This window comes from Streptomyces niphimycinicus, from assembly GCF_018883605.1.
In the GTDB taxonomy this organism is placed as follows: Bacteria; Actinomycetota; Actinomycetes; order Streptomycetales; family Streptomycetaceae; genus Streptomyces; species Streptomyces niphimycinicus.
The window spans coordinates 1-6512 of sequence record NZ_JAHLEM010000390.1; the positions used below are offsets into that span (position 1 = coordinate 1).

General features: G+C 69.1%; 4 protein-coding genes and 4 pseudogenes. 5 read left to right on the forward strand and 3 right to left on the reverse strand.

What is annotated here, in order from left to right:
• The 3 genes and pseudogenes from KN815_RS52340 to KN815_RS30270 form a co-directional block, all read left to right on the forward strand.
• Positions 1-793 (forward strand): annotated as a pseudogene (locus KN815_RS52340) (ATP-binding cassette domain-containing protein); the annotation flags it as partial.
• Positions 794-805: 12 nt separating this feature from the next.
• Positions 806-1489: an MBL fold metallo-hydrolase gene (locus tag KN815_RS52345; protein ID WP_372458515.1), complete on the forward strand. Its 684-nt coding sequence runs from the start codon at positions 806-808 to the stop codon at positions 1487-1489.
• Between the two features lie 195 nt (positions 1490-1684).
• Positions 1685-2629, forward strand: a complete 945-nt coding sequence (locus KN815_RS30270) for an alpha/beta fold hydrolase (protein WP_253209331.1) — start codon at positions 1685-1687, stop codon at positions 2627-2629.
• 408 nt (positions 2630-3037) lie between these two features.
• On the opposite strand, the pseudogene KN815_RS30275 reads toward KN815_RS30270, so the two are convergent.
• Positions 3038-3420 (reverse strand): annotated as a pseudogene (locus tag KN815_RS30275) (DUF6009 family protein).
• Between the two features lie 180 nt (positions 3421-3600).
• On the opposite strand from KN815_RS30275, the pseudogene KN815_RS30280 reads away from it, so the two are divergent.
• Positions 3601-4759 (forward strand): annotated as a pseudogene (locus KN815_RS30280) (IS110 family RNA-guided transposase); the annotation flags it as partial.
• 381 nt (positions 4760-5140) lie between these two features.
• Positions 5141-5689: a CGNR zinc finger domain-containing protein gene (locus KN815_RS30285; protein WP_216345065.1), complete on the forward strand. Its 549-nt coding sequence runs from the start codon at positions 5141-5143 to the stop codon at positions 5687-5689.
• A 108-nt stretch (positions 5690-5797) separates the two neighbouring features.
• Here the strand turns inward: KN815_RS30285 and KN815_RS30290 are convergent, their stop codons facing one another.
• Both KN815_RS30290 and KN815_RS30295 read right to left on the reverse strand, forming a co-directional pair.
• Positions 5798-6166 carry a PIN domain-containing protein gene (locus KN815_RS30290; RefSeq protein WP_216345066.1) on the reverse strand — a complete coding sequence of 123 codons (369 nt, stop codon included), beginning with the start codon at positions 6164-6166 and terminating at the stop codon, positions 5798-5800.
• A gap of 8 nt (positions 6167-6174) precedes the next feature.
• Positions 6175-6363, reverse strand: a pseudogene (locus KN815_RS30295) (hypothetical protein); the annotation flags it as partial.
• Positions 6364-6512 lie beyond the last annotated feature (149 nt).

Below are 6512 nucleotides of genomic sequence, written 5' to 3' on the forward strand. Positions count from 1 at the left end.
AAAGAACGTCCGCAACGCCGAGCAGGAGCTGAAGCGGGAGAAGCGGGAGAAGCAGCAGGCCCGCGAACGCGCCGACCGCCGGCAGAGCAACGCCGCCCGCAACCTCAAGAACGCCGACCTGCCCCGCATCTTCGCCGGCAACATGAAGCGCGGTGCCCAGGAGTCCGCGGGCCGGGCGGGCCAGATGCACGCAGCCCGGGTCAGCGAGGCCAAGGCCCGGCTCGACGAGGCGGAGCGCTCAGTGCGAGCGGAGCAGCGCCTCACCCTCGATCTGCCCAACACTCGTGTACCCGCCGGGCGCAACCTCTTCCTCGGGGAGGAGATGCAGGTGCGGCACGGCGGCAAGGCCGTCTTCGCCGAACAGGGCGTCGACCTGACCATCCGGGGGCCCGAGCGCATCGCGCTGACCGGCCCCAACGGCGCCGACAAGAGCACGCTGCTGGGCCTGATCAACGGCGATCTCCCCCTGGACGGCGGACAGATCAAGCGGGCCGACGGGCGTATCGCCTACCTCTCGCAGCGCCTCGACCTGCTGGACCTGGACCTCACCGTGGCCGAGAACTTCGTCGCGTTCGCGCCGGAGCGACCCGAGGCCGAGCGGATGAACATCCTCGCCCGCTTCCTCTTCCGCGGCGCCCGGGCCCACCTCCCGGTCGGCGTACTCTCCGGAGGCGAACGACTACACGCCACCCTGGCCTGCGTCCTGTACGCCGAACCCGCACCACAACTGCTGCTCCTCGACGAACCGACCAACAACCTGGACCTGGTCAGCACCGGCCAGTTCTCCGGCAGCAATACCAACTGGGTGATCGTCGCGGACGGCGACACCTGCACGCTGATCGACACCGGGTATCCCGGTGACCGCGACGCGGTGCTCGCCTCCCTGGCCGCCGTAGGGCTCGCCCCGGAAGCCGTGCGCGCGGTCCTCGTCACGCACGCGCACAACGACCACATCGGGGCCGCCGAGTACCTGCGCACCACGTACGGCACACCGGTGCTCATGCACCAGCAGGAAGTGCCCCACGCTCGCCGGGACTTCCTGAACCAGGTGACCGTGGGTCAGGTGCTCCTGCGGGCCTGGCAGCCCGGTGTGGTGCCCTGGGCCGTACACGCCCTCACAGCGGGCGGTACCGCGCATGTGCCGGTCACCGAACCTCAGCCGTTCCCCGCACCGGGCCGACTCGACCTGCCCGGTGGTCCCGTGCCCGTGCACACGCCGGGGCACACCAAGGGGCACAGCGCCTATCACCTGCCCGACAGCGGCATCCTGGTCAGCGGCGACGCCCTGGTGACCGCCCATCCGACATCGCGCGTCGACGGCCCGCAGTTGCTGCCCGGCATGTTCCACACCGACCGGGCACGGGCCCTGGACTCGCTGTCCGTGCCCGCAGAGGTGGAGGCGGCCACCATCCTGCCCGGTCACGGACCGGTCTACCGCGGACCGGCCAGGCTGGCCGCCGAACTGGCCCGCGAACGCGCCACGAAGTGACCGCCGGGCCGAACCCGGCCCCCGGACACGACGAGAAGACCGGTCTCTCCCCCGGGCGCACCCAGGCGTTTTCGGAACTCCGTGGCTCGCCCCATCCAAGGTGTGACGCGGATCACGGCGAACGAACCGAACTTCAGGGCCTCCCGCCGTGCCATGTCGGTGCCAGTGAAACCCTCTCACCACACGGAGAGCAACGTGAGCACCCCTTCGAACCCTGCTGCCGCCTCCCAGTCTCCCGATGCCCCCCTCTCCCCCGGCATCCACTCCTTCGAGGTCGGGGGCATCACCCAGCGTTACCACGTGTACGGCAGCGGCCCGTTCTGTGTGGTCCACTCCGGCGGACCCGGCATCTTCTGGGATTACATGCGCATGCCGCTCCTGGAACAGCACCTGACCATGGTCTACGTGGAGCCCATCGGCACCGGCGACTCCGGCCGCCTCCCCTCCCACCCGCACGGCTACACCCGGGACCGCTACAGCCGTTTCCTCGAGGTGTTGATCAACCACCTCGGCGTGCCCAAGGTGCACCTCCTGGGTCACTCCCACGGTGCGTTCGTCGCGGCCTACCACGCCCTGTACCGCGCGGAGCGGCTGGCGGGTGTCGTCCTGTACGGGGGCGCGCCGGTCACCGGACCCGAGCACGGCGAGGAAGCGGGCCGCAGGGTGCAGGAGTTCGCGGCGAAGCACGCCGGTCACCCCGGACTCGCCGACGTGCTCGCCGCGTTCGGCGCGATGTCCGGCATGTCCGACGACGAGTCGACCGTCGCCGTCGCCCGAGGAGTGCTGCCGTCATACTTCGCGAACTACTGGGACAACGAGGAGCGGTTCGCCCCGATCCGGGACACGATCCGGGCCACGTACATCTCCGGAATGGACGAGGATCTCTCGCCGGACCTCGTCGACGATCGTGCCGCACTCAAGGGGCTGGAGGTACCGGCCCTGATGGTGGTAGGTCGGCACGACGTGATCTGCGGACCGCGCTGGTCCCAGGAACTGCACGAACTGATCCCCGACTCCCGGCTGGTCATTCTGGAGAACAGCGGTCACCTGGGCCACGTCGAAGAGCCCGCGCTCTTCAGTGATGCGGTCCGCGACTTCGTTCTGCAGACCACCGGCTCGGAGAGCGACACAGCGCGGTAGCTGTTACAACTGAGGCAGCCGGCGCGAACACCCGCGGCACGCCGAGCTGATCGAGCAAGGGCCGCACCTTCGGTGCTTTCCAGGGGGCGGCCCTCCCGCGGTCGTGTCCGGTCGCAGCGGACACGACGTCGACAAGCACGGATACCGCCGCTGACCACGGAGAACTCCAGTACGCCGTCGAAGGCCCTGACCGGCGAGGAACCGAACCTGGAAGCGCTGTGCGAGCGGCCGCCGGAACAACGGGATCACGGTCAACGGACCAAGCCACGGGCTCGCCTACGGCACTCACTCGTGCGCCCTCTGGCCCTCACTGGTCGTCGGAATCACCGGAGAGCCTCCTCGTGGCGCACATGGTCCCCGGAAATCAGGCCGCCCGTCCTCGTCCGCGCTCCCCCGCGGCGTCTCCCGTCACGGCGCGGATGTCGCTATGACCACGGAGCCGCACTGTGATCTCGGAGTCTTGGCTCCGGGCTTCTTCGGGGCGATGGTGCGCGGGTCGACCGCTTCACCGGGAGCCCCCTCGCGGTAGAGACCGTCCGGAAGGCTGTCCCGGTCGTGGGGCAGCAGGAAGAAAACCCGGCGCTTGTACAGGCCGCTGTCGGGGTCGGGGGTCGCGTCGTCGTCCAGGAGCGCGTAGCCCACCATGCGCCCGTCGCGGGCATAGGGAGGCTTGGTGTTGCGGCGCCGGGTCTGTCCAGCGCCTGACGGACGTAGTCCAGCCCCTCGAGGTTCTCCAGCCACACCACCTCTTCCTCGTGGCTGAGGTCGCTCTCGGTCAACAGCGAACTCATGGCTGCAGCCCCTCCTTCGTCGGCGTGCTCCCCGGCCAAGGAGACGTGGCCGGGCCTTTGTCCATATCACTCCGACCCGTGCACCGCTCTGTGCGGGGCGCATGCGGGGCCTGCCGACCATCGTAGAGCGCGCGACCACAAGGGCGTAGGTCGCGTGGTGTCACGACGAGCTGGAGCACGATGAGCCGGATATGGGCAGGGACCGACTGCAGCAAGACCCACCACCACACCCTGGTCCTGGACTCCGAGGGTGCGACCCTGCTGTCGCGGCGGGTGGCCAACGACGAGCCCGAGCTGCTGAGGCTGATCGGCGATGTCCTCGACCTCGCCGACGGCCGCGCCGTCACCTGGGCGATGGACATGACCGGCGGCGAGCCTGCGCTGCTGATCGCGCTGCTCGTCAACCACGGCCAGGAATTGGTCTATATCCCCGGTGTCGCGGTCAACCGCGCCTCGGATGGCTACCGCGGCCGACGCCCGCGTCATCGCCGACCAGGCCCGCATGCGTCGTGATCTCCAGCCGATCCGCCCCGATGACGACGCCGCCGTCGAATTGCGGCTGCTGACCGAGCGCCGCGTCGACCTGGTCGCGGAACGCACCCGCACCGTCAACCGCCTCCGATCCCTGCTGACCAGCATGTTCCCGGCCCTGGAGCGAGTCCTGGACATGGGAACCAGCGGTGCACTGCTGCTTCTGACGGCCTACCAGAGTCCGGCTGCGATCCGCCGCACCGGCCAGCGTCGGCAGACCACCTGGCTGCGCAACCGCAAGGTCCGCAACCCCGAGGCTCTGGCTGCCAGGGCCATCGAGGCCGCCGAGCGGCAGCACACCGCCGTCGCGGGCGAAAGCGCGATCGCGAAGATGGTGCTCACCTTCGCGAAGGAGGTGATGGCCCTCAACGAGAAGATCGCCGAGACCGACAAGCTCATCGAGGGCCGGTTTCGTGAGCACGAGCTCGCCGAGGTGATCCAGTCCCTGCCCGGCATCGGCACGGTGCTCGGTGCCGAGTTCCTCGTCGCTGTCGGTGGCAGCCTGGCCTCGTTCCCCAGCCCTGACCGCCTCGCCGCCTTCGCGGGAGTGACCCCCGCGCCGAGTGACTCGGGCAAAATCAGCGGCAACCTCCACCGTCCTCAGCGCTACCACCGCCGCCTGCAGAGGGTCTTCTACACCTCGGCACTGGTGAGCATCCAGTTCGATCCCAACTCGCGGAAGTTTTACGACCGCAAGCGCGCGGAGGGCAAACGGCATACCCAAGCCGTGCTCGCTCTCGCCCGCCGTCGCGTCAACGTCTTGTGGGCCCTGCTCCGTGACCGACGGTGCTACCAAGTAACACCCCCAGCACCGCAGCGGCTTGACTTCAGCATTGGGAAGCGTCGACATGATCGCGCACCGGCTTGCGCAACCGGTCGGGGCGAAGGGCTCCAAAGGGGCGCCGGGTGGTTACCGCTCGAATCGGCGCGGGAGGGACCGAAGTCGGTCAGTACCGCCAGTGCCTCCGCGGGGCTGAGGGACGAGAGGAGGTGAATACGGACGACTGCCATGGGAGGCCCTCACATCAGGAGTGATCGAGTGATCGTGGAAACGATTGCCTGGGGGGGCAACCGCAGGAGTAACCGCGACCCTTCCACAGCTCGTCGTAACCAGTCAAGCAGGTGATTTCTTGGCTGTCGACCCCGTTCGGCTATTGCATCTTCGCGAGTCACTAGTCAGTATGGTTACGTGAATCATGCTTTTCCCTGTGGGACGCTCCCCCTCGACTTCGTCGGCACGCTGCGCGCACGACGCAACGCAGAGCCGATGGAGAAGCTCGCCACCCCTGAGCTGCTCGACGACTGGTTCGTGGAGTCCGGGATGCTCGATCTGGCGCCCAGCGCCAACGAGGCCGACCTCACCATCGCCCTGGAGCTGCGCGAAGCGATCTACGACCTGGTCGCGGCGCGCCTGGACGACCGGCCGCTGCCCGCCGAGGCGGTCACCGAGTTGAACCTGCAGGCCTCGGGCCTCCCCGTGACGCTGCGGCTCGGCCCCGACGGCACGACCCGCACCGGCTCGGTCTTGCAGGGACTCGCGGCTCTCGCCCGTGAGACGGTGGAGATCCTCGGCGACGACGAGGGGGCGCTGCTGCGCGAGTGCGCCCGTCCCGAGTGCACCCAGGTCTACCTCGATCGCTCGCGTGGCCACCGGCGGGAGTGGTGCGCCATGAAGACCTGCGGCAACAGGGTCAAGGCCGCCGCCTACCGGGCACGCCAGCACAGCGCGAAGAGCTGACCGCGCGAGAACCGGCGGCGGGACCGCCCTCGTTGCCGCCCGCCGCCAGCAGGAACACACTGCCGCCGCCCCGCTTCTGGAGCGGGGCGGCGGCTGTTCCTGCTGCGGTCAGGGGGTGAGGTTCAGGACACGGAGCGGTTCGCCGGCCCACCGTTCGGGAGCGGTGGTGGCGATGATCGCACCGTCGGGGCGGTCCGCAGCGGGCTGCGCCGCGTACTGGGCGTGTGCGGCGGCCCACGTGTTCTGCTGGGCCACCACCAAGGCGGTGGGCAGATCCAGGTCCAGGACGGTGATACCCGGCAGAGCCGCGAGGTGCTCTGCCGTACCAGTGCGGGCACGGTCGGCTTCGACCAGTGCGCATGCCGGGGCGTAGAGGTACCAGCCGGCTTCCACGTGGGCGCGGTGGATCAGGCGGGAGGCCAGGACATTGCCCTGGCCGGCCGCGGCCATGGCGGTGTCGTCCAGCACGATGTGCATCGCGTCGCTCACTGCGCCGCCGCCTTGGCCAGCCGACGGTCCAGCTCACCGTCGAGGTCCCGCTCCTCAGCGGAACTCGGCGCGTAGCCGGTCCACGCCTTCAAGGCGGCCCGGGCGTGTTCGGCCCGTCCGGCCCGCTCAGCGGGAGTCAGCAGGGTCTCGGCGAGCCGAGCCAGATACGCACGCAGAGACATACCGGGTCTTCGAAGTTGAGCGGTGTGTGGCCTTGAGTGGGCTGATCGGCTGTCACGTTGTGTGAGATCCCGGGGTGTTGGGTGGCCCCGACAGCAGGATGCCCGTGGGTGATCATTTCTGTTCTCTACGCAGAACGATCACCGGAAACCAC

Coding starts and splice junctions, on each gene's coding strand:
- KN815_RS30290 (WP_216345066.1), bottom strand. CDS start 6,166: ATGCACATCGTGCTGGACGACACCGCCATGGCCGCGGCCGGCCAGGGC.